12 protein-coding genes are annotated in these 20,592 nt (G+C 60.5%); 5 read left to right on the top strand and 7 right to left on the bottom strand.

The window, feature by feature from the left end; translation table 11 throughout:
* Nucleotides 1–196: 196 nt before the first annotated feature.
* Nucleotides 197–2,278, top strand: a complete 2,082-nt coding sequence (locus tag QMK51_RS15425; RefSeq protein ID WP_320390778.1) for a putative bifunctional diguanylate cyclase/phosphodiesterase — start codon at nt 197–199, stop codon at nt 2,276–2,278.
* 122 nt (nt 2,279–2,400) lie between these two features.
* Complete coding sequence (locus tag QMK51_RS15420; protein ID WP_258696012.1) at nt 2,401–3,147, top strand: SDR family oxidoreductase; 747 nt, start codon at nt 2,401–2,403, stop codon at nt 3,145–3,147.
* A 147-nt stretch (nt 3,148–3,294) separates the two neighbouring features.
* On the opposite strand, the gene mapR is transcribed toward QMK51_RS15420, so the two are convergent.
* The 3 genes from mapR to QMK51_RS15405 form a co-directional block, all read right to left on the bottom strand.
* Nucleotides 3,295–4,704 carry a GntR family transcriptional regulator MpaR gene (gene mapR / locus QMK51_RS15415; RefSeq protein WP_253554767.1) on the bottom strand — a complete coding sequence of 470 codons (1,410 nt, stop codon included), beginning with the start codon at nt 4,702–4,704 and terminating at the stop codon, nt 3,295–3,297.
* Nucleotides 4,705–4,874: 170 nt separating this feature from the next.
* Nucleotides 4,875–6,305 (bottom strand): cytochrome c oxidase accessory protein CcoG, encoded by a 1,431-nt coding sequence (gene ccoG / locus QMK51_RS15410; RefSeq protein ID WP_320390777.1) that lies wholly within the window; start codon nt 6,303–6,305, stop codon nt 4,875–4,877.
* A gap of 194 nt (nt 6,306–6,499) precedes the next feature.
* Entirely contained in the window at nt 6,500–6,733 is a 234-nt protein-coding gene (locus tag QMK51_RS15405) for a DUF3203 family protein (RefSeq protein ID WP_320390776.1), read from the bottom strand.
* Between the two features lie 341 nt (nt 6,734–7,074).
* Between QMK51_RS15405 and QMK51_RS15400 the strand changes: the two genes are divergently transcribed.
* Genes QMK51_RS15400 through glgB form a run of 3 tightly spaced genes read left to right on the top strand, consistent with a single transcriptional unit; the run spans nt 7,075 to nt 14,703 of the window.
* Nucleotides 7,075–9,075 (top strand): alpha-1,4-glucan--maltose-1-phosphate maltosyltransferase, encoded by a 2,001-nt coding sequence (locus QMK51_RS15400; protein WP_320390775.1) that lies wholly within the window; start codon nt 7,075–7,077, stop codon nt 9,073–9,075.
* A gap of 52 nt (nt 9,076–9,127) precedes the next feature.
* Nucleotides 9,128–12,469 (top strand): maltose alpha-D-glucosyltransferase, encoded by a 3,342-nt coding sequence (gene treS / locus QMK51_RS15395; protein ID WP_320390774.1) that lies wholly within the window; start codon nt 9,128–9,130, stop codon nt 12,467–12,469.
* A 2-nt stretch (nt 12,470–12,471) separates the two neighbouring features.
* Nucleotides 12,472–14,703, top strand: coding sequence for a 1,4-alpha-glucan branching protein GlgB (gene glgB / locus QMK51_RS15390; protein ID WP_320390773.1), 2,232 nt, complete (start codon nt 12,472–12,474; stop codon nt 14,701–14,703).
* A gap of 124 nt (nt 14,704–14,827) precedes the next feature.
* Here the strand turns inward: glgB and QMK51_RS15385 are convergent, their stop codons facing one another.
* From QMK51_RS15385 to glgX, 4 genes are all read right to left on the bottom strand, one after another.
* Nucleotides 14,828–15,874, bottom strand: coding sequence for an autotransporter outer membrane beta-barrel domain-containing protein (locus QMK51_RS15385; protein WP_320390772.1), 1,047 nt, complete (start codon nt 15,872–15,874; stop codon nt 14,828–14,830).
* Nucleotides 15,875–16,301: 427 nt separating this feature from the next.
* A complete protein-coding gene (locus QMK51_RS15380) occupies nt 16,302–17,102 on the bottom strand; it encodes an endonuclease/exonuclease/phosphatase family protein (protein ID WP_258696005.1) in 801 nt (266 codons plus the stop codon).
* A gap of 200 nt (nt 17,103–17,302) precedes the next feature.
* Nucleotides 17,303–18,061 carry a PIG-L family deacetylase gene (locus QMK51_RS15375; protein ID WP_320390771.1) on the bottom strand — a complete coding sequence of 253 codons (759 nt, stop codon included), beginning with the start codon at nt 18,059–18,061 and terminating at the stop codon, nt 17,303–17,305.
* 335 nt (nt 18,062–18,396) lie between these two features.
* Nucleotides 18,397–20,556: a glycogen debranching protein GlgX gene (gene glgX / locus QMK51_RS15370; RefSeq protein WP_320390770.1), complete on the bottom strand. Its 2,160-nt coding sequence runs from the start codon at nt 20,554–20,556 to the stop codon at nt 18,397–18,399.
* Nucleotides 20,557–20,592 lie beyond the last annotated feature (36 nt).

The following is a 20,592-nucleotide window of genomic DNA, read 5'->3' as shown; positions in this document are numbered from 1 at the left end:
TCAAGGTGCAAAACCTGTGGGAACGGGCTTGACTTGCCGGCCCCTATCGTTATTGCGACCCTGTGCAACGATTACACAAACGTTTCATCGACTTGATGGCCTTTTGATTACTTTGTGAGTGCGTTCATCCGCGGAATCAGTACAATCTCCGACTTTGCTCCCCGAGAACGGATGCGGGGGCGTTGCGAGAAGTCCCATGCTCATCGGTAGCTATTCCCTTACATTAGTTTTCATATCGCTCTGCGTGGCGATACTGGCCTCTTATACTGCGCTCGACCTCACCGGCCGCATCGCCACGGCCACGGGCCGAGCCGTGCATCTATGGACGGCGGGCGGCTCTTTTGCGATGGGCATCGGCGTGTGGTCGATGCATTTCATCGGCATGCTCGCCTTCACATTGCCAATCGATCTGGGTTACGACGCCACCCTGACGGCGCTGTCGCTGTTGATCGCAGTCCTGTCCAGCGGCTTTGCCCTGTGGCTGGTCAGTCAGCCACGACTGCCAGCCTGGCAACTGGCGTTCGGCGCACTGGTCATGGGCGCTGGCATCAGTGCCATGCATTACACCGGCATGGCCGCCATGCTCATGCAGCCGGGCATCGATTACGACCCCGCCCTGTTTAGTGCATCGCTGCTGATTGCCGTCGGCGCGTCGGGCGCGGCGTTATGGATCGCGTTCCGCCTGCGTCGGCACGCACCGTATGTTCGCTTGATCCGTGGCGGTGCCGCGATCATCATGGGCATCGCCATCGTCGGCATGCACTACACCGGCATGGCCGCGGCGCGCTTTGCCGACGGCAGTTTCTGTGGCGCGGCCATCCGTGGCTTGAACGGCAAGGGTCTGGACAGCCTGGTGCTGATCACCACTCTGGCGGTATTGAGCATCGCCTTGCTGACCTCGATCCTCGATGCGCGCCTGGAGGCTCGCACCGCTGACCTCGCCCGCTCGCTGACAGAGGCCAACCGCGAACTCACTCAACTGGCCCTGCACGACACTCTGACCGGTTTGCCCAACCGCATGCTGCTCGCCGACCGTATCGATCAGGCCATGTCGAAAGTGCAGGATCAGGGTGGCTGTTTTGCGCTGATGTTCATTGATCTGGATGGCTTCAAACCGGTCAACGATGCGTTCGGCCATCACATGGGCGACCAGCTGTTGCGCGAAGTTGCACTGCGCCTGCGTGAAGACTTGCGTAGCCAGGACACCCTGGCGCGGATCGGCGGCGACGAATTCGTGCTGCTGGTGCGCCTGAATGAGCCGAACGATGCGCTGAACCTCGCCGCACGCCAGGTCGGGTTGATCGCGCGGTCGTTCCGGGTGACCGAACATGACTTGCAGATTTCGGCCAGCGTCGGCATCGCCCTGTATCCGGGCAACGGCCAGAGCGCTCAGGAACTGTTGATGAACGCCGACGCGGCGATGTATCACGCCAAGGGCGGCGGTAAAAACGGCTACAGCTTCTTCGACGCCTCGATGAACAGCAACGCCCGCAAGCAATTGCAGCTGCTGCAGGATCTGCGCGCGGCGCTGGAGCACGGGCAGTTCTGCCTGCATTATCAGCCCAAGTTCGATGCCGCCAACGGTCGCCCTGTCGGTGCCGAGGCGTTGCTGCGCTGGATGCACCCGACCGAGGGCATGCTGCTGCCGGACACGTTCATCGACCTGGCGGAAAAGACCGGGCTGATCATTGCGATTGGCGAGTGGGTGCTCAATGAAGCCTGCCGTCAGATGCGCGAGTGGTACGTGCTCGGCTACACCGACTGGCGCATCGCGGTGAACCTGTCGTCCTTGCAGTTCTGCCACGCAGGGCTGGTCCAGAGCGTTGCCAAAGCCTTGGCGACTCATCATTTGCCAGCCAACAGCCTGACCCTGGAAATCACCGAAACCACCGCCATGAACGATGCCGATGCGAGCATGACGGTGCTGCAGGAACTCTCGGAAATGGGCGTCGACCTGTCCATCGATGACTTCGGTACCGGCTATTCGAGTTTGATGTACCTCAAGCGTTTGCCGGCCAATGAGCTGAAGATCGACCGGGGATTCGTCCGCGATCTGGAGCACGACAGCGACGACGCGGCTATCGTCTCGGCCATCGTCGCCCTTGGTCAGGCGCTGGGCTTGCGAATCGTGGCCGAAGGGGTGGAAACCGATGTCCAGCAAGACTTCCTGACTCAGCTGGGCTGCGACTCGTTGCAGGGGTACCTGCTCGGGCACCCGCTGCCGGCCGATCGCTTCATGATCGACATTCACCGCGGGGAGCAATTGACTACCAGCTGATGGACCCCCGTGGTGAGGGGGCAGCCCCCTCGCCACAGGGTTGACGCAGGCCCATGCAAAACCCGCCGATGGCGGTTATCCTTGGCCCCGACTGCTTACGCTTCAAATGGGGGAAAGCCAGCATGGACAAAGTCATCGTCATCACCGGCGCCAGCCGCGGAATCGGCGCCGCCACGGCCCTGTTGGCCGCAGAGCTTGGCTATCGGATCTGTATCAACTATCAGTCCGACGAACAGGCGGCACAACGTGTGCTCGAGCAAGTACGTGCGCTCGGCGCCCAAGCCATCGCGGTGCGCGCCGACGTCAGCATCGAAGACGAAGTGATCGGACTGTTTCACCGGGTGGACACCGAGCTGGGCCGCGTCACCGCACTGGTCAACAACGCCGGCACCGTCGGGCAAAAGTCGCGGATCGACGAAATGTCTGAGTTCCGTATTCTGAAAATCCTCAAAACCAACGTCCTGGCACCGATCCTCTGTGCCAAACACGCGATTTTGCGCATGTCGCCCAAACACGGCGGGCAGGGCGGCAGCATCGTTAACGTATCGTCGGTCGCCGCTCGCTTGGGCGCGCCCAGCGAATACGTCGACTACGCCGCGTCCAAAGGCGCGCTGGACACCTTCACCATCGGCCTGTCCAAGGAAGTGGCGGGCGAGGGGATTCGCGTCAACGCCGTGCGCCCAGGTTACATCTACACCGATTTCCATGCCTTGAGCGGTGATCCGGACCGGGTCAGCAAGCTTGAGTCGGCAATACCAATGGCGCGCGGTGGGCGGCCGGATGAAGTGGCGGAGGCGATTGTGTGGTTGTTGTCGGATAAAGCGTCGTATGCGACCGGGACTTTCGTCGACCTCGGTGGTGGGCGTTAATCGTTAAGATTCTTTGTTGTCTGATCTGGCCTCTTCGCGAGCAAGCCCGCTCCCACAGGGGGCGTTGGTGAACACATCATTTGTGAACACCACCGACCCCTGTGGGAGCGGGCTCGCGAAGGCGATAGCTCAGACGCCATTGAGCCTTTAGAACGACCGCACAATCCTCCCCAGCGTCTCCATTGCCTTTTCCGAATCCTCAGTCCACGGGCTGCCGTAATTCAACCGAATACAATTCCTGAACCGCTGGGTCGGTGAAAAGATCGGCCCTGGGGCAATGCTGATCCCTTGCGCCAATGCCATCTGGAACAACTTCAGCGAATCCATCTGCGGTGGCAGCTCCAGCCACAGGAAGTAGCCGCCGGCCGGTTGGCTGACGCGGGTTTGGGCCGGGAAGTAGCGGGCGATGGCGGCGAGCATGGCGCTTTGCTGTTCTTCCAGGGCGTAGCGCAGTTTGCGCAGGTGTCGGTCGTAGCCGCCGTGTTGCAGGTAATCGGCGATGGCCGCCTGGGCGGGCATCGAGGCGCAGAGCGAGGTCATGAGTTTCAGGCGTTCGATCTTCTGCGCATAGCGCCCGGCGGCGACCCAGCCGATGCGGTAACCGGGGGCCAGGCTCTTGGCGAACGAACCGCAGTGCATCACCAGCCCTTCGGTATCGAAAGCCTTGGCCGGTTTTGGCGCCTGTTGGCCGTAATAGAGTTCGGCGTAAACGTCATCCTCGATCAGCGGCACCTGATGGCTGCGCAGCAGCTCCACCAGTTCCTGCTTCTTCGCCTCGGGCATGGTCGCGCCCATGGGGTTCTGGAAACTGGTCATGCACCAGCAGGCCTTGATCGGATGCCGTTCCAGGGTTTGCGCCAATACGCCGAGGTCAATGCCGTCTCGCGGGTGGACGGGAATTTCCACGGCTTTGAGTTTCAACCGTTCCAGCACTTGCAGGCTGGCGTAAAACGCCGGGGCTTCGATGGCCACCAGATCGCCAGGCTCCGTCACGGCTTGCAGGCACAGGTTCAGTGCTTCCAGCGCACCGTTGGTGATCAGCAGTTCTTCCATCGGCAGCATCAGCCCGCCGACCATGTAGCGCAGGGCGATTTGTCGGCGCAACTGCGGGTTGCCCGGTGACATGTCGGTGACCACCATGCGCGGGTCCATCTCCCGGGCGGCACTGGCCAGTGAGCGGGACAACCGTTGCAGCGGGAACAGCGTGGGGCTGGGGAAGGCCGAGCCGAAGGGCACGGTGGTCGGGTCCTTGATCGAGTCCAGCACCGAGAACACGAGCTCGCTGACGTCGACTTCGGTGGACTCGTTGACCTGGCTGCTGATCACCGGCTCCGAGAACGGGCTCGGTGCATGCGCATTGACGAAGTAGCCGGAACGCGGCCGGGCGCGGATAAGGCCGCGACGTTCGAGCAGGTAATAGGCCTGGAACACCGTGGACGGGCTGACGCCGTAGGTCTGACTGGCGTAGCGCACCGACGGCACCCGCTGGCCGGGGCCGAGAACGCCGGAGCGGATCAGTTCAGCGATGTCGTCGGCGAATTTTTCGTAGCGTTTCATCGAAGGCCCGGTTTGAAGTTATTCAAGTTTGTGCACTGTTGTGGCGAGGGAGCTTGCTCCCGCTCGGCTGCGTAGCAGTCGTAAAATTTTGGGGGCGCTTCGCACCCCAGCGGGAGCAAGCTCCCTCGCCACAGGGGACCGCATCTGACAAAGGACTGCATCTTAAAGGCTCAACGGTTCATCGGTGCAACAAACCGGCTGTTGGCCACGCTGTAGATGTCCGGCTCATCGCTGTCGACAATCTTGAAACTGATCGTCTGTGAGCTGCTGCTCGGCCGTTCCGTGGTCATCGCCACCGACACCGGTACGTCGACGATCTCTCCGGGGGCCAGGTTCAGTTCGGTCTTGCCTTGCAACTGGAAGCCGTCGCCATCGACCAGCGTCAATTGATAATCCTGACGTTGCTGGGTCTTGTTGATGACCTTCAGGCTGTAGATGTTTTCGATCTGGCCTTCACTGTTCTCGCGGAACAGGCCACGGTCTTTGCTCACGTCCAGCGACACCATCGGCCGTTCCACCAGCGCCAGGGCGAGGGCGCCGATCATCACCAGCAGCACCATGGTGTAACCGATCAGCCGCGGGCGCAGCAGGTGGGTCTTGCCACCTTGCAATTGATGCTCCGAGGTGTAGCTGATCAGCCCACGGGCGTAGCCCATTTTGTCCATGATCGAATCGCAGGCGTCGATGCAGGCGGCGCAACCGATGCATTCCATCTGCAAGCCGTCGCGGATGTCGATGCCGGTCGGGCAGACCTGCACGCACAATTGGCAGTCGATGCAATCACCCAGTCCGACCTCGGCAGGTTTCACCTCACGTTTGCGTGGGCCACGGTTTTCACCGCGGGCCACGTCGTAGGAAATGGTCAGGGTGTCCTTGTCGAACATCACGCTCTGGAACCGCGCATACGGGCACATGTGCATGCACACCGCTTCGCGCAGCCAACCGGCATTGATGTAAGTGGCCCCGGTGAAGAACAGCACCCAGAACAGGCTGACGCCGCCGATTTGCAAGGTCAGCAGTTCTTCGGCCAAGGGCCGGATCGGCGTGAAGTAGCCGACAAAGGTCAAGCCGGTGAGCAGGCTGATCGCCAGCCACAAGGTGTGTTTGGCCGAGCGGCGGAGCAGTTTGTTCAGGCCCCAGGGAGCGGCTTGCAGCTTGATTCGCTGGTTGCGTTCGCCTTCGGTGATTTTTTCGCACCACATGAAGATCCAGGTCCAGGAGCTCTGCGGGCAGGTGTAACCGCACCAGACTCTGCCTGCGAACACGGTGATCGCAAACAGACCGAACGCGGCGATGATCAGCAGCGCTGAGAGCAGGATGAAATCCTGTGGCCAGAAGGTCGCGCCGAAGATGTGGAATTTGCTTTCGGAGAGGTCCCAGAGTACCGCCTGGCGACCACCCCAGTTCAGCCACACCGTGCCGAAGAACAGCAGAAACAGAAACCCCGCGCCGCTCATGCGCAGGGTGCGGAACAAACCGGTGAAGCTGCGGGTGTGGATCAGGTTGTCGCTGGACTTGGCCTTTATCTTTGGACGCAAGGGCTCATTGCTTTTTATAAATGAGGCAGGCTCAACGGTTCGGACGGGGATTCTATTGCTCATGGTCTTTCGCTCATCAGCCTCCATCAGGCCTGAGCACTATGACCAGCGATCTGTTTGCATAACAGACTCAGCTAACTCAATAAAAAGCGGATCAGATGGATTGCCCGCACCCGCCTGCGACAACTTGATGCACCTGCAAGGGCGGGCTGCAAACGCCTGTGGCAGGTGTTTGCGGCGTGTATTGTGCGGGTCAGTCAAATCACCGAATCACTGTCCGTGGCCTTCAAATGCCGGCGACCGTCCACGGCGCCTGCTACGGTCAATGCATCGGCTTCTGCTTCGGTGATGTAGAAGCGCTGGCCGTCGAGGTCGACCGCCGACATGGATTTTTCCCCGTCGGTGATGATGGTGACATCGGGGCAAAGACGAATTTCTTCGCTGTTCTCGGTGATGAAAAAGCAGGTCTGGTTGTCGATGCGCACGCTCATGGGGGTGTCCCTTTTCTACGGATTCTTAAGGGTTAGGACCCATCTGTCGGTTATCGTTCTGTGCAACCGATTAATGGCGGGCACCCTGCTGTAAAAGGACCGCACCCCGCCCATCGGTTCATGGGTTCACGACCGTCTACAGTGGCAGATGGCGTGAGTCGTGCTTAAGTGGGTTGACCCGTGCCCAGAGGACTTGATTCCCGGAAAGACTGGCAATTGCCTCTGAACTTTGCCGGCGCCTGTGGCTCGGAACTTATGTGAGTTCATATTGGGGCAGACTGCTTCGCGTGAATGACAACCAGACACAAGAGCGTCCTTGGGGCGTAAAGGAGAGATGCTCGATGACTGCTGAAAAACCCACAGAGCTAAGCTACAACCCCCATATACCGCTGTCGCAGGCCTTACTGCTGCCGCGGATCGTGATCGAAAACACCATGCCGGCCCTCGATGGCGGGCAATTCGCCGTTAAAGCCGTGGTCGGCCAGGACGTGGTGGTGACCAGCAAGGTATTTGCCGACGGTCACGACAAACTGGCCGTGCGCATTCGCTGGCGTGCCGAGGGCGACGACACCTGGCAGAGCGAGGTGATGGCCGAGTTGGGCAATAACGGCTGGCAGGGCCAGTTCCGTGTCGAGCAGCAGGGCCGCTATGCGTTCTGTCTCGAAGCCTGGATCGATCAGTACGCCAGCTTTTGTTATGAGCTGGAAAAAAAGCACGTTGCTGGCGTCTCGGTCAGCCTGGAGTTGCAGGAAGGGCGCACTCACGTCCAGCAGGCGGCCGAACGCAGCGACGGCCAACTCAGCGAACGACTGGCGGCGTTGCACCATGAGCTGTCCGGTCTGCTCGAAACCGAGCAGGTCGCCTTGTTTCTGCACCAACGCAGCGCGGACTTGATGGCCCGGGCCGACCATCGTCCCTTCCTGAGCCTGAGCCCTGAATACCCGGTGGACGTGGAGCGGGAGTTGGCGCAGTTCGCCAGTTGGTATGAGTTGTTTCCGCGCTCGATCACCAATGACCCGGCCCGTCACGGCACCTTCAACGATGTGCATACGCGGCTGGCGATGATCCAGGACATGGGCTTCGACGTGCTGTACTTCACGCCGATTCACCCGATCGGCCGCAGCTACCGCAAAGGCCCGAACAATTCGTTGACCGCCGGCCCTGACGATCCGGGCAGCCCTTACGCCATCGGCAGCGAAGAGGGCGGGCATGAGGCGATTCACTCGGAACTGGGCAGCCGCGAGGACTTTCGCCGGCTGGTCGCGGCCGCCGCCGAGCATGGGCTGGAAGTGGCCCTCGACTTTGCGATTCAGTGTTCCCAGGATCACCCGTGGCTCAAACAACATCCGGGCTGGTTCAACTGGCGGCCGGACGGCACGATCAAATACGCCGAGAACCCGCCGAAGAAATACCAGGACATCGTCAACGTCGATTTCTATGCCGTGGACGCGATTCCCAGCCTGTGGACCGAGTTGCGGGACATCGTGGTGGGCTGGGTCGAGGAGGGCGTGAAGCTGTTTCGCGTCGACAACCCTCACACCAAACCGTTGCCGTTCTGGCAGTGGCTGATCGCCGATGTGCGAGCGCTGTACCCCGAGGTGATCTTCCTGGCCGAAGCCTTTACCACGCCGGCGATGATGGCGCGTTTGGGCAAGGTCGGTTACTCCCAGAGCTACACCTATTTCACCTGGCGCAACACCAAGACCGAGCTGGCGACCTATTTCACCGAACTCAACGAGTCGCCATGGCGGGAATGCTACCGGCCGAATTTTTTCGTCAACACGCCAGACATCAACCCGGCGTTCCTGCATGAGTCCGGGCGTGCCGGCTTTCTGATTCGTGCCGTGCTGGCGACCATGGGCTCCGGGCTGTGGGGCATGTATTCGGGTTTCGAACTGTGTGAAGCGGCGCCGGTGCCAGGGCGGGAGGAGTACCTCAATTCCGAGAAGTACGAAATCCGCCCACGGGATTACAACGCGCCGGGCAACATCATTGCCGAAATCGCCCAGCTCAACCGTATCCGTCGGCAGAACCCGGCGTTGCACACGCACCTGGGCCTGAAGGTCTACAACGCCTGGAACGACAACATTCTGTACTTCGGCAAACGCAGCGTTGATGGCAGCAATTTCATTCTGGTGGCCGTCAGCCTCGATCCGCACAACGCCCAGGAAGCGAATTTCGAATTGCCGCTGTGGGAAATGGGCCTGCCTGACGACGCCAGCACCCAGGGTGAAGACTTGATGAGCGGCCATCGCTGGACCTGGCACGGCAAGTACCAGTTCATGCGGATCGAACCGTGGCATCTGCCGTTCGGGATTTGGAGGATTACCGCACCGTCATGATCGTTCCCACGCTCTCGGCCAAGGCGTTCTCTAGTATTAACAGGAGTTTCAAATGGCGAAGAAACCCAGGTCAGCCACCTTCATCAAGGACCCGCTCTGGTACAAGGATGCGGTGATCTACCAGGTTCACGTTAAGTCTTTTTTCGACTCCAACAATGACGGGATCGGCGACTTTCCCGGCCTTATCGCCAAACTCGATTACATCGCCGATCTGGGCGTCAACACCATCTGGCTGTTGCCGTTCTACCCCTCGCCACGACGTGACGACGGCTACGACATCGCCGAATACCGTGGCGTGCACGCTGACTACGGCACGATGGCCGATGCCAAACGCTTCATTTCCGAGGCCCACAAACGCGGTCTGCGGGTGATTACCGAACTGGTCATCAATCACACCTCGGACCAGCACGCGTGGTTCCAGCGCGCACGCAAGGCCAAGCCCGGTTCGGCGGCCCGCGACTTCTACGTCTGGTCCGATAACGATCAAAAATACGACGGCACCCGCATCATCTTTCTCGACACCGAAAAGTCCAACTGGACCTGGGACCCAGTGGCCGGTCAGTACTTCTGGCACCGTTTCTATTCCCACCAGCCAGACTTGAACTTCGACAACCCGCAGGTCATGAAAGCGGTGCTGTCGGTGATGCGTTACTGGCTCGACATGGGCATCGACGGTCTGCGCCTGGATGCGATCCCGTACCTGATCGAGCGCGACGGCACCCACAACGAAAACCTCCCCGAAACCCACGATGTCCTCAAGCAGATCCGTGCCGAGATCGACGCAAACTATCCCGACCGCATGTTGCTGGCCGAGGCCAATCAGTGGCCGGAAGACACTCAGCTGTACTTTGGCAACACCGATGCCAGCGGCCAGAACGGCGACGAATGCCATATGGCCTTTCACTTCCCGTTGATGCCGCGCATGTACATGGCGTTGGCCCAGGAAGACCGCTTCCCGATCACCGACATTCTGCGTCAGACCCCGGAAATTCCCGCCAACTGCCAGTGGGCGATTTTCCTGCGCAACCACGATGAGCTGACCCTGGAAATGGTCACCGACCGGGAGCGCGATTACCTGTGGAATTACTACGCGGCCGACCGTCGGGCGCGGATCAACCTGGGGATTCGCCGGCGTCTGGCGCCGTTGATGGAGCGCGATCGTCGCCGCGTGGAATTGCTCAACAGCCTGCTGCTGTCGATGCCCGGCACGCCGACCCTGTATTACGGTGATGAAATCGGCATGGGCGACAACATCTACCTCGGCGACCGCGACGGTGTGCGCACACCGATGCAGTGGTCGATCGACCGTAACGGCGGGTTCTCCCGCGCCGACCCGGCCAGCCTGGTGTTGCCGCCGATCATGGACCCGCAATACGGCTACCTGTCGGTCAACGTCGAAACCCAGGCTGGCGACCCTCATTCATTGTTGAACTGGACCCGGCGCATGCTCGCGATACGCAAGCAGTCCAAGGCCTTCGGTCGCGGGACGTTGAAGATGCTCTCGCCGAGCAATCGACGGATTCTGGCTTATACCCGCGAATTCACCGGTCCGGACGGCAAACACGAGATTATTTTGTGCGTGGCCAACGTGTCCCGCAGCGCGCAAGCGGCGGAACTGGATCTGTCGGCATACGTCGGCATGGTTCCGGTGGAGATGCTCGGCGGCAATGCATTCCCGCCGATCGGCCAGTTGAATTTCCTGCTGACGCTGGCGCCTTACGGCTTCTATTGGTTCGGCCTGGCGGCGGAAAACCAAATGCCGAGCTGGCACGTGGAGCCAGCGCAAAGCCTGCCGGACTTCACCACCCTGGTGCTGAAGGAACGCATGGAAGAGCTGCTTGAAGCGCCGTCCCGCCACACGCTGGAGCAGAGCATTCTGCCGAACTGGTTGCAGAACCGTCGCTGGTTCGCTGGCAAGGACGGCACCATTGATAGCGTCAACCTCGCCTACGGCGTGCGCTTCGGCGACCCGCAGCATCCAGTGCTGTTGGGTGAAATCGATGTCACCAGCGGCGGTCAGACCAGCCGCTATCAGTTGCCATTCGGTTTTATCTCCGAGGAGCAGGTCGGCGCGGCGTTGCCGCAGCAATTGGCGCTGGCCAGGGTCCGGCGCGGTCGGCAGGTCGGCTTGATCACCGACGCCTTCAGCCTCGACAGCTTTGTTCATGCGGTGTTGCAGGGAATGCAGGCCGGCACGGTGTTGCCGTCTGATGGTGGCGAGATCCGTTTCGAGCCTACCGAAGAGTTGGCCAGACTGGGCCTGAGCGCCGAGTCGCAGGTGCGTTACCTGTCCGCCGAGCAATCCAACAGTTCGGTGGTGATCGGCGGCAGTCTGGTGCTGAAACTGATCCGCAAGGTCGCGTCAGGCGTGCACCCGGAACTGGAAATGAGCGCCTACCTGACCCACGCCGGTTTTGCCAATATTTCGCCGCTGCTGGGGGCGGTGATACGTCGCGATGCGGCGGGCGAGGACACGCTGTTGATGATTGCCCAAGGCTATTTGAGTAATCAGGGCGATGCGTGGGAATGGACGCAGAACAACCTCGAACGGGCGCTTCGCGACGAACTCGCCGATGCCGTGTCCGAGCAGGAGCAGCACTACAACGCCCTCGGCGAACTGAAGGATTTCGCCGGCATGCTTGGCCAGCGCCTGGGGGAAATGCATCAGGTGTTGGCGGCCCCGAGTGCCAACCCGGATTTTGCGCCACAGGCCACTACCCAGAAAGATGCCCTGGCCTCGGCCAAGGATGTGACGGCGCAATTGGAGCACGCGCTGAAGTTGCTCAAGCAGCATCAAACCGAACTGAACGCGGTGGACCAGGCATTGGTCGGTCGATTGCTGGATAACAAAAAAGCCATCCTCAGTCATGTTCAGGAATTGGGGAAAAAGGCGACTGGCGGCTTGCGCATTCGCGTCCATGGCGACTTGCATTTGGGGCAGGTGCTGGTGATCAAGGGCGATGCCTACCTGATCGACTTTGAGGGTGAACCGGCGCGACCGCTGCATGAACGCCGGGGCAAACACAGCCCTTATAAAGATGTCAGCGGCGTGTTGCGCTCCTTCGATTACGCCGCGGCGATGATGATCAATGTGCAGAATGTCGACAACACCCCCGACGCCCGGATGGCGCGTCAACGCGTCGCCGAGCGTTATTTGAAAGAGGCGCGACAATCATTTGTCGACGCTTATCGGCTGGCGGCAGCTAGTCTTGCTCATGCATGGCAAGATCCTGAAGGCGAGGACGCTGCGCTGGCGTTGTTCGGTCTGGAGAAGGCGGCGTATGAGGTGGCCTATGAGGCTGAAAATCGCCCCACTTGGCTGCCCGTGCCGTTGCACGGTTTATATGGACTATTGAGTGGGCTTAAACCCTTTTCCGATCTTGGTGGAGAGTAGTCATGAGTTTCTCGAACAAGGAACAGGGTCACGCTAAAGAGGCAATGTTGCCCAGGGCGCGGGACATCGACGCGCTGGTGCGTGCCGAACATCACGATCCTTTTGCAATACTCGGCCCCCATGGCGATGGCGCTGGCGGGCAATTCATTCGCGCTTATCTGCCGGACGCGTTAAGCGTGCAGGTGTTGGCCAAGGACTCCGGGGAAGAGCTCGGCCATCTTGAGGCGACCCAGACACCGGGGCTGTTTGTCGGCCACTTCGATCGGGCGCAACCCTATCTGCTGCGTACCCGTTGGGCCGGCGGCGAACAAACGTCAGAAGATCCTTACAGCTTCGGCCCGTTGCTCGGTGAGATGGACTTGTACCTGTTCGCCGAGGGTAATCACCGTGATCTGAGTGGTTGCCTTGGCGCGCAGCTGAAAACGGTCGATGGCGTGGATGGCGTGCGGTTCGCCGTATGGGCGCCGAACGCCAAACGGGTGTCGGTGGTTGGTGACTTCAACAACTGGGACGGTCGCCGGCACCCGATGCGGCTGCGCCATCCTACCGGTGTCTGGGAACTGTTCATCCCGCGCCTGCAAGCGGGGGAGGCCTACAAATACGAAATCCTCGGTACTCACGGCATTCTGCCGCTCAAGGCCGACCCGATGGCCCTCGCCACCACGCTGCCGCCGGACACCGCGTCGAAAGTCGCCTCACCGCTGAAAGTCGACTGGCAGGACCAGGCCTGGATGCAGTCACGGGGCGAGCGTCAGCGAACCAGTGCACCGTTGTCGATCTACGAGTTGCACGCCGGTTCCTGGCAATGCGAGCTGGATGACCTGGGCGAAGTCGCCCGTCAGTACACCTGGCCCGAGTTGGCCGAGCGGCTGATTCCTTATGTGAAGGAGCTGGGTTTTACCCACATCGAGCTGATGCCGATCATGGAACATCCGTTCGGTGGCTCATGGGGTTATCAACTGCTGTCGCAATTCGCCCCGAGCGCCCGTTACGGCTCGCCGGATGAGTTCGCTGCCTTCGTCAACGCCTGTCACCAGGCCGAGATCGGCGTGATCCTCGATTGGGTGCCGGCGCATTTCCCCACCGATACCCACGGCCTTGCACAGTTCGACGGCACTGCGTTGTATGAGTACGGCAACCCGATGGAGGGTTTTCACCAGGACTGGGACACGCTGATCTACAACCTGGGCCGCACCGAGGTGCACGGTTATATGCTGGCGTCGGCGTTGCACTGGCTCAAGCACTTCCACGTCGATGGCCTGCGGGTCGACGCGGTGGCGTCGATGCTGTACCGCGATTACTCGCGCAAGGCCGGCGAGTGGGTGCCCAACCGTCACGGCGGTCGGGAAAATCTGGAAGCCATCGATTTCGTCCGCCATCTCAACGATGTAGTGGCCCTGGAAGCACCGGGCGCGCTGGTGATTGCCGAAGAGTCCACCGCGTGGCCGGGTGTCAGCCAGAGCACGCAACAGGGCGGACTGGGTTTTGCCTATAAGTGGAACATGGGCTGGATGCACGATTCGCTGCATTACATTCAGCAAGATCCGGTATACCGCGCCCATCATCACAACGAGCTGAGTTTCGGCCTGGTGTATGCCTGGTCCGAGCGTTTCATCCTGCCGATTTCCCATGACGAAGTGGTTCACGGCAAGCACTCGCTGATCGACAAGATGCCCGGCGATCGCTGGCAGAAGTTTGCCAACCTGCGGGCTTATCTGAGTTTCATGTGGACGCATCCTGGCAAGAAACTGTTGTTCATGGGCTGCGAATTCGGCCAGTGGCGTGAGTGGAATCACGATCAGCAACTGGACTGGTATTTACTGCAATACCCGGAACACCAGGGGGTGCGCAAACTGGTCGGTGACCTGAACCGGCTGTATCGCGAAGAGCCGGCGCTGCACGATCAGGACGATGCCCCGCAAGGCTTCCAGTGGTTGATCGGCGACGATGCGATCAACAGCGTCTACGCCTGGCTGCGCTGGAGCAAGGAGGGCAGGCCGGTGTTGGTGGTGGCCAACTTCACTCCGGTGCCGCGTCAGTCCTACCGCATCGGCGCGCCGTTTGCCGGGCGCTGGGTCGAGTTGATCAACAGCGATGCCGACACTTATGCCGGGTCCAATTATGGAAACGGTGGCGGGGTGTTCACCGAGGAAGAGCCGAGCCATGGGCAGGCCCTTTCGCTGGTGTTGAATTTGCCGCCGTTGGCGGTGTTGATCCTGCGTCCGGAGGGTTGATTTAACACCGCGTCGCTCCTATCGCGAGCAGGCTCGCTCCCACAGAGGAATGCATTTCAAATGTGGGAGCGAGCCTGCTCGCGAAGAGGCCGGTCCGAACAAAGCACGTCTTGAAGGCATACTCTCACCACCGCATCCGCACACCCAGGCTGCCAATCAACCCGTTCAAATCATTGTCATCCACATTGCTGCTGTAATCGGCGCTGACATACAGGCTGACCAAAGGTGTCACTCTGGCCACCAGCCCCAGACCCACGTCCACCGACGAGGAGCTGCGGCTGCTGCTGATTTTGTCGACCTGATCCAGGCTGACGGTGTTGCCGGTGTACACCGTGTGCCACAGGTTGGTCCGCACATAGGGTTCGACCGGCAGGCCGTTGATATCGTAAGTGCCTTTCAAGCGTGCCCCGACCCGTCCGCTCCAGGCGTTCACGTCGCTGGACGAGGCGTTGCCGGAGCCGGCGTACGGCGTATCCAGCGTGATGCGTTGATTGATCAACTGCGCCTGGGGTTCGACCACCCAGTTATCGCTCAGGCCGATGGGGAAGCCCCCTTCCACCGACAATGTCACCGCGCTGCCCTCGGCGGCTTGCCGCGCGCCCTGGTCGTTGCGGCTGTAACCGCTGACCCGGCCACCGCTGGCCGACAAATCTACGTGCCAGCCTTGCGGCCCGGTCAAGCTCCAATAGGCACCAAGGCTTTGGCCTTGAAGGTTGAGCGTGTCATTACCGGGGTCGGCGAGGGCGCGGCTGGTCAGCAGGCCGTTGTCGTTGCCCTGGAATTGAGCGGTGCCGCCGATCAGTCCGACCCGTTGAGTATTGCCGCTGGCGCTTTGCACGGTCAGGAGCGCCGGGCCTTTGAGTTCGCTGGCGCCGGGAATTGTGCCCTGGGCCAGATAATCGGTTTGGGCCTGCCGCGATGTCGCCCCATAGACGTAGTCCCAGGCCGAAGGCGCAGTGTCTTCGATCGTCAGGCGTGAGTTGTGTAAACGGTCGGGATAGGTGGCGAAGCCGAAGGGCAAGGTGAGTGTCGGCGGTTCCTGGCTGTACCAGAGGGTTGTTTCATCCTCGGCGGGCGATGCTCGCACCTCCATGGATGAGCACAGCAGGAATGAACCCGAGACAACGCAAAAAGTAATTTTTATCTCTTGTGGGGTGAATGAAGTTCTCATGGGGGTCTGCCTTGCAATCGCATGCGTATCTCGCTGTGGCGTCTCTCCTACCCCGAATGAGGGGCGACCGAATGGATTGAGGCAAGGTCCGACCCGCCCGTTTTTACGGGTGTCTGGAGGCTTGCCCCTGATGGATTTCCGGGGGTAGTAAGGACTAGCTAAGAAGACCGATGGCGTCGCGTCAAGAAAATGGCCGATAAGTGGTATTGCTAATTTTGGTTCTGTAAGTGACTGATTTTTGGCGCAGATCTAAGTTGTTGTTTGTGCGAAAAATCATTCTGAAAGGTGCACTCCAGACGTGTTAGGTAGTGGGCTATCGGTTGCGCGACGGATCACCCGTGCAAAATTCATGAGCAAGTCCGGCACGTTATTACGGTCATTTTTTCTGTTGGGCGCGGCAGTTCCTGGCGCCTGTCGCTTGACGGTGTTAAAGGCGCACCTCCACCGCCAGCGGCAAGTGATCCGACAGGTGCGTCCAGGGCTTGTAGCCGAGTATGCGCGGCTCATGACTGCTGGCATTGCGCAGGTAGATCCGGTCCAGGCGCAGCAGGGGAAACCGCGCCGGGTAAGTTTTCGCCGGCCGGCCATGGTGGCGTTCGAAGGCTTCATGCAGGTAGTCGCGTCGGGCGAGGGCGGCGTTGCCTTGTAACTGCCAGTCGTTGAAGTCGCCGGCAATGATCACCGGAGCATCGTCAGGCAACGATTCGAGCAACAGGCAGAGCAACTGGAGCTGGAGTTGTCGATGGCTTTCCAACAGGCTCAGGTGCACGCAAATGGCATGCACCTCGGCATGGCCCGGCACATCCAGCACACAGTGCAGCAACCCGCGCCGCTCGGGGCCGGTGATCGAGACATCGAGGTTACGAAATTCGCGTATCGGGTATTTCGACAGCAGGGCATTGCCGTGGTGGCCGTTGGGATAGACCGCGTTGCGACCGTACGCGAAATCGCTCCACATGCTGTCGGCCAGGAACTCGTATTGCGAGGTTGGTGGCCAGTCGTTGTAACGGGAGGAATGCCGGTCGTGCTCACCGACCACTTCCTGTAGAAACACCAGGTCCGCCGACGTACTGCGTACCGCTTCACGCAATTCCGGAAGGATGAAGCGTCGGTTGAGGGCGGTGAAGCCCTTGTGAGTGTTGACCGTCAGCACTCTGAGTCGATGAATCGCCGGGGGCGTGTTCGATGGCACTGATTCGACGGCTTGGCGTTCGGCATCGCTGGTCACGTTCACTCCTCTGAATCAGGGCTGCTGTATCTATGCGACTGATGCGTGGGCGAGCAGTTCAGCGTGATTTGTGGCAAGGGTGCTTTTGTGGTGAGGGAGCTTGCTCCCGTTCGGCTGCGCAACAGTCGCAATGATTTTGGGGCCGCTTCGCAGCCCGGCGGGAGCAAGCTCCCTCGCCACAAGAAAAATCTTCGAGTCATTCAGACAAACACGATTTCATACGGCAACCGCATGCGCTCCAGAATCACCCGGGGCAACATCGGGGCGATGCCGATCGCCGGTTCGCCGTCGAGTTGGCTGGCGTAGGCGTAGGTGGCGTGGCTTTTGCGCGCGACGGTCCAGGTGTCGAGGCGCACCTTGCGCGCGCGATGCCAGGGGATCAGCCCGTGATCGCGCATCGGCCAGTGCCAGGCCCAGACCGGTACTTCGTTGAGCGTCGCACCGACCAGGGCCGCAGCCCGGGCGCTGGCCCGGCCGACAGCGTCGTGGTCAACATTGCCGTCTTGGCGCCAGGTGCTGAACACCACATCGCCGGGGCGCAGGTAGCGGACGATGAATTGGGTCAACTCTGACTCCCGCTCGGCCAGCGCATTGTCGGTGAAGCCGCCGCGAATCCACTTCAGGCTGTGCATCGGCAACCCGAGCCGGCGCAAGGCTTCGACGCTTTCCTGGGGGCGGAACACGCTCAGGCGTTTTTCCGACCACTGTCGCGAGCCTGGATGGCTGGCGCTACCGTCGGTGATCGAGATCAATTGCAGGGGATGACCGAGGACGCACAGCAGTTGCAGCAGGCCACCGCAGGTCACCACTTCATCGCCGGGATGCGGGGCGATCACCACCGCGCGGGCGCCGGCCGGGACCAGCGTTTCGGTGTTGATGACGGGAATGTTGTCCAGTTGCGCGGCGCTGTTCCAGATCTGCGCGGGCAAGCTGTTTTCGCTGATGGAAACTGTTTTCATAGGCGCTACGTCCTTGTTCAGTCTTGCCCTCAGTCATGCGCAATGCTTGCGGGGGAGCAAGCCTGGCAAACCCGTGAAGGCGGGGTAGATAGCAATGTGCAGCGCTCCGAACCCTGGATTGCCGCGGGCAGAGTATTGCCCATGAAACGCTATTCGTCGCCCCAGCCTTTGGTCTGATGCGGTTTTTTTAACCCTGGCTGTGTCGGGGTTCGCAAAAAATCAGCAAAACCCTGTGGGAGCGAGCCTGCTCGCGATAGCGGTCTGTCAGTCACATCAATGCCGCATGTGCCATCGCCTTCGCGAGCAGGCTCGCTCCCACAGGGATTGCCTCGTTTTCACTCTTCTTCCTCATGCTGCAATTCGAACAGCAGCAGCGAACGGCCGGTGACCGAGTATTGGCGACCGAATTCGAAGTGTTCCTGGCCTCGAATCGACGGTTGATTGGTATCGATCATGCAGGTCCAGAAACCGCCGTCAGGCACTTCCGGCAGCAGGAAATTGACGATGTCATGGTGGGCGTTGACCACCAGCAGCAGGGTCGCGTCGGCACCCTTGCGGCGAATGCCGGTTTCCTGGGCGCGGCCATCGAGCAGCATGCCCAGGCAGCGACCGTGGCCTTCCTCCCATTGCTCGTTGGACATTTCGCTGCCGTCCGGGGCCAGCCAGGTCACGTCCTTGACGCCGATGTCTCCGTTGTAATTGCCCACCAGGAAGCGCCCGCGCCGCAGGATCGGGTAGGTCAGGCGCAGTTTGATCAGGCGTTTGACGAACTTGAGCAGGGCCTTGCCGTCTTCGCTCAGGTCCCAATTGACCCAACCGATCTCGCTGTCCTGGCAATAAGCATTGTTGTTGCCTTCCTGGGTGCGGGCGAATTCGTCGCCGGCTACCAGCATCGGCGTGCCCTGGGACAGCAGCAACGTGGCAAAGAAATTGCGCATCTGGCGCTGGCGCAGTTCATTGATCTCGGGATCGTCGGTCGGACCTTCGACGCCATGGTTCCAGGACAGGTTGTTGTTGCTGCCGTCCTGATTGTTCTCGTCGTTGGCTTCGTTGTGTTTGTCGTTGTACGACACCAGGTCGTTCAGGGTGAAACCGTCGTGGGCGGTGACGAAGTTCACCGAGGCATACGGCCGCCGGCCACGCTGATTGAACATCTCGCCGGAGGCAGTCATGCGGCTGGCGAAGTCCGCCAGTTGGCCGTCGTCGCCTTTCCAGAACGCGCGCACGGTGTCGCGGAATTTGTCATTCCACTCAACCCAACCCGGCGGAAAGTTGCCGACTTGATAGCCACCGGGGCCACAATCCCACGCTTCCGCAATCATTTTCACCTGGCGCAGCACCGGGTCCTGACGGCAGGCCACGAGGAAGCTGTGACGCTCGTCGAAGCCGTCGTGGTAGCGGCCAAGAATGGTCGCCAGGTCGAAGCGGAAGCCGTCCACGTGCATTTCCGTGGCCCAGTAACGCAGGGAGTCGGTGACCATTTGCAGCACGCACGGGTGGCTCAGGTCCAGGGTGTTGCCGGTGCCGGAATCGTTGATGTAGTAGCGCTTGTCGTCGGGTCTCAAGCGGTAGTAAGAGGCATTGTCGATGCCGCGCATGGACAGGGTCGGGCCTTGTTCGTTGCCCTCGGCGGTGTGGTTGTAGACCACGTCGAGGATCACTTCCAGATTGGCCTCGTGCAGGTGCGCGACCATCTCCTTGAACTCGGCGATCTTGCCGCTGGCCAGGTAGCGTGGGTCCGGGGCAAAGAAGGCGATGCTGTTGTAACCCCAGTAATTGGTCATGCCTTTGTGCAGCAGATGCTGGTCATTGACGAAGGCATGAATCGGCAGCAATTCCACGGTCGACACGCCGAGTTTGCGGATGTGTTCCAGCACGTCATCGACCATCAACCCGGCGAAGGTGCCGCGCAGGTTCTCGGGGACGGAGGGATGACGCATGCTGAAACCGCGTACGTGTGTCTCATAAATGATCGTCTTGTCCCACGGCACGCTGACCCGATGGTCGTGGCCCCAGGTGTGAGCCGGGTCGATCACTTTGCATTTGGGCACGAAGGGCGCGCTGTCCCGTTCATCGAAACTGAGGTCGGCGTCAGGATGGCCGATGGTGTAGCCGAACAACGCTTCGGACCATTTCAATCGGCCGACCAGTTGTTTGGCGTAGGGATCGATCAGCAGCTTGTTTGGGTTGAAACGATGACCGTTGGCCGGGTCGTACGGACCGTACACGCGATAGCCGTAGATCAAGCCCGGGTGGGCATCGGGCAAGTAGCCGTGGTAGATCTCGTCGGTGTATTCCGGTAATTCGATACGTTCGAGTTCCACCTCGCCAGCATCGTCGAAGATGCACAGTTCGACCTTGGTCGCGTTAGCCGAAAACAGCGCGAAATTGACCCCCAGGCCATCCCAGGTCGCGCCTAGCGGGAAGGGCAAGCCTTCACGGATTCGCGAAGCCTCGGCACGAGGTTCGGGCGCGGTTTTCTTTGGACTGGTCATAGCTGCTCCTGCAACGTTTTTTTGAGGGCGAATGCG

This window comes from Pseudomonas sp. P9_31, from assembly GCF_034008235.1.
Lineage (GTDB): Bacteria > Pseudomonadota > Gammaproteobacteria > Pseudomonadales > Pseudomonadaceae > Aquipseudomonas.
This window is presented reverse-complemented; position numbering and strand designations above follow the sequence as displayed.

What these genes read in the sequence shown, in the direction of transcription:
- mapR (WP_253554767.1), bottom strand. Translation starts at nt 4,704, where the DNA reads ATGAAACGCTACGAAAAATTCGCCGACGACATCGCTGAACTGATCCGC.
- QMK51_RS15420 (WP_258696012.1), top strand. Translation starts at nt 2,401, where the DNA reads ATGGACAAAGTCATCGTCATCACCGGCGCCAGCCGCGGAATCGGCGCC.
- QMK51_RS15425 (WP_320390778.1), top strand. Translation starts at nt 197, where the DNA reads ATGCTCATCGGTAGCTATTCCCTTACATTAGTTTTCATATCGCTCTGC.
- QMK51_RS15405 (WP_320390776.1), bottom strand. Translation starts at nt 6,733, where the DNA reads ATGAGCGTGCGCATCGACAACCAGACCTGCTTTTTCATCACCGAGAAC.
- treS (WP_320390774.1), top strand. Translation starts at nt 9,128, where the DNA reads ATGGCGAAGAAACCCAGGTCAGCCACCTTCATCAAGGACCCGCTCTGG.
- ccoG (WP_320390777.1), bottom strand. Translation starts at nt 6,305, where the DNA reads ATGAGCAATAGAATCCCCGTCCGAACCGTTGAGCCTGCCTCATTTATA.
- glgX (WP_320390770.1), bottom strand. Translation starts at nt 20,556, where the DNA reads ATGACCAGTCCAAAGAAAACCGCGCCCGAACCTCGTGCCGAGGCTTCG.
- QMK51_RS15375 (WP_320390771.1), bottom strand. Translation starts at nt 18,061, where the DNA reads ATGAAAACAGTTTCCATCAGCGAAAACAGCTTGCCCGCGCAGATCTGG.
- QMK51_RS15385 (WP_320390772.1), bottom strand. Translation starts at nt 15,874, where the DNA reads ATGAGAACTTCATTCACCCCACAAGAGATAAAAATTACTTTTTGCGTT.
- QMK51_RS15400 (WP_320390775.1), top strand. Translation starts at nt 7,075, where the DNA reads ATGACTGCTGAAAAACCCACAGAGCTAAGCTACAACCCCCATATACCG.
- glgB (WP_320390773.1), top strand. Translation starts at nt 12,472, where the DNA reads ATGAGTTTCTCGAACAAGGAACAGGGTCACGCTAAAGAGGCAATGTTG.